The organism is Bacillus sp. SRB_8 (assembly GCF_003264205.1).
In the GTDB taxonomy this organism is placed as follows: Bacteria; Bacillota; Bacilli; order Bacillales; family Bacillaceae_G; genus Bacillus_A; species Bacillus_A mycoides.
Map to the genome: position 1 here is coordinate 1 of NZ_NADT01000066.1, position 2578 is coordinate 2578.

A 2578-nucleotide genomic window follows, 5' to 3' on the forward strand; every position below is an offset into this window, starting at 1 on the left:
TTGAAGTTTTCGCACCAGAACCGTTCTTTCAATCCTTCCTATTTCACGTAAAGTTACAGATAATCTATTCTACCGTGGATAAGCCGCAAGTTTTTTAGGAATCAGAAAAACATTTAGATACTCTTTTATTATATATTTGCAAGACTTTTGTAACATTTACGAAAGTCTTTTGAAAGATTTATAGACTAAGATAAATTTATCGAAATTGATCTTAGTTTAATCGACAGTAGAAATTATAAGTAACATATAACTTATTCTTCTAGAAATAATAAAAAAAGGGGAAAGATAACATGAATCGTATAAATATGAAAAAAATGATTCCTGCAGCATTTGTATTAAGTACAGCTTTATTCGTAGCACCAGGATTTTCTTCTGCGGCTACTGATACTCCTACGAAAGTAGGAAACCTTCCAGTAGTAATAAGTTCTCAAGAGGCAAAAGCACCTATGACGGCAGAACAAATTCAGCGAAATGGTATGGCGCTTCCTTACATTCCTACAGGTCCTTATGAAGAGTTTCCTAATGAATGGCATGTGTCTACAAACGATGGAGCTTTAATTGATTATGTATATGTAGATGTAGTTGCTAATGAGAATGGAACTAGTATCAATAATGTAATTAAATATGAAGGCTATAAGATTTTAAAAGCTGATGGTACTTGGCTTCAAGATGGAGAATCATATAGTAAAACAGCAAATAAAGGAGAGGTATTATATTCAATAGCAATTCCTAAAACTAATCCTGCTTTATCCGATACTAAATTAAAGAAAAATGTGAGCTGGAAATTAATTGATTCAAATGTAATAGATAAAAATTCAGGTTATCATTGGAGCAAAGCAGTTACAAGTGGTGTTTCGCATAATGTAACTGTAGGATTATCATATACAATTGGGATGGAAGTAGGTCTTGAGGGGGTTGCAAAAGTAAATCAATCATTAACTGCAAGTTTTGGTTATGGTTTTACTCTAAATTCAGAAAGTACCGTTACAAAAACATTTGACTTTAATCCAAAGCCTGCTGATTATGCATATGATCAATATAGAACAGCATTATATCAACAAGTAGCTAATTACTCAGTTGCTCCAGGTGCAGGATTACAAAAATGGATATCTGATTGGGAAAATAATGAACCTACAAATCAAGTATTTAAAGCGTTGGGTAAACAATCTCCATTTAAATACAAAGTAAAAGACTCAGTTGAGTATCCAGTTGATGTCTTAGTTGCACTTACATCTAAGTAAAAGACAGAAAATCAGGTTCAGCTTCATTATCACTAGCAGATGGGGATAACTACTTATACTCTGGTAGATTCACACACAGATATGATAATGTTGATTTATATTACTACTATGAATCTGGTCGTACTAAATATGTAGATTTAAATAAATTATAAAGTGTTTATCATTTAGCATTTTCAATCTAATTAAAAAAATAAGATTATAAACCAAAGAAAAGGCACTCATTCGGGTGCCTTTTCTATTACAAATAAGAATGTGTCCAGATTGTGTCCAAACGTACAATTTTCTTTTTTTGATATGGTGACCCCATGTCCATCAACTTAAAAATTTTATAGCACCCCAAAATAAAAAATTGTACCTTTTCACCTGGAGATGCCAATTTTCTCGTTTTGGGGTATTTGCTTTTCTTAGCTTGATTGTGATGGGGCGTAAACCCTATTAAAGACATTTCCACTTCTAAAATAGAAGGTACTTGCAATTTTAGTACGAATTCCAGTTGAATTCGTGTTACTTAATCGTTCCGGTTCTGTTGCAAAGTTTTTTGAGCTGAGCTAAACTGTAGGGAAATTGAGATGAGGCGAATGATACATGGGGTACTTTAAAGGAAAACAATTTAAAAAAGGTATTATTTTGGTAGCCGTAGGCTACTATTGTCGTTTTTCTTTAAGTTATCGCGATGTATCTGAACTTTTGAGAGAACGTGGAATATCGGTTCATCCTACAACCATCATGCGTTGGGTTCATGAATATGGAGATTTAATTTATCAAATTTGGAAGAAGAAAAATAAATCAGCACATTTCGTATGGCATTTAGATGAGACCTACATCAAAGTCAAAGGAGAGTGGTGTTATCTTTATCGTGCGATTGATCGAGAAGGGTACACCTTGGATATCCAACTTCGTAAAACAAGGGATCATCAAGCCGCCTATATGTTTATGAAAAGGTTAGTGAAAACTTTTGGAGAACCAACGGTTCTCACAACAGACAAGGCTCCAGCCCTACTTTGTGCGCTCAAAAAACTGAAAAATAACGGTTTTTATGTGCATACGAAACATTGCACCGTTAAGCATTTCAATAATCTCATCGAACAGGACCATAGACATATCAAGCGATGTTTTGTCAAATCCGCAGGATTTCAAAATCTTCGTCATGCTTCACGTACAATCAAAGGAATCGAAACCATTCATGCCCTATATAAACAAAGGCGAAGTCTTCAAAGAGACTCCGCCTTTTCAACGTACAATGAACTTCAACAATTACTAGCTACTTCCTAAACATTGTTCCTCATTTATCAACCTGTTTATGCTTTTTCAAACTTTGCAGCAGAACCACTTTAGGG

Annotated in this window: 2 protein-coding genes; both read left to right on the plus strand. The window is 34.0% G+C overall.

The genetic code is table 11. The annotated features are described in order from the left end of the window. The first annotated feature begins 290 nt into the window (after positions 1 to 290). Positions 291 to 1241: a hypothetical protein gene (locus tag B5P40_RS30490; RefSeq protein WP_113710448.1), complete on the plus strand. Its 951-nt coding sequence runs from the start codon at positions 291 to 293 to the stop codon at positions 1239 to 1241. 585 nt (positions 1242 to 1826) lie between these two features. After that, the gene (locus B5P40_RS30500) at positions 1827 to 2513 is read left to right on the plus strand and encodes an IS6 family transposase (RefSeq protein WP_002193654.1); all 687 of its coding nucleotides are present in this window, start codon (positions 1827 to 1829) and stop codon (positions 2511 to 2513) included. The last annotated feature ends 65 nt before the right edge of the window (positions 2514 to 2578 follow it).

Excerpts from the sequence above, each read along its gene's own strand:
- B5P40_RS30490 (WP_113710448.1), top strand. The coding sequence starts at position 291 with ATGAATCGTATAAATATGAAAAAAATGATTCCTGCAGCATTTGTATTA.
- B5P40_RS30500 (WP_002193654.1), top strand. The coding sequence starts at position 1,827 with ATGGGGTACTTTAAAGGAAAACAATTTAAAAAAGGTATTATTTTGGTA.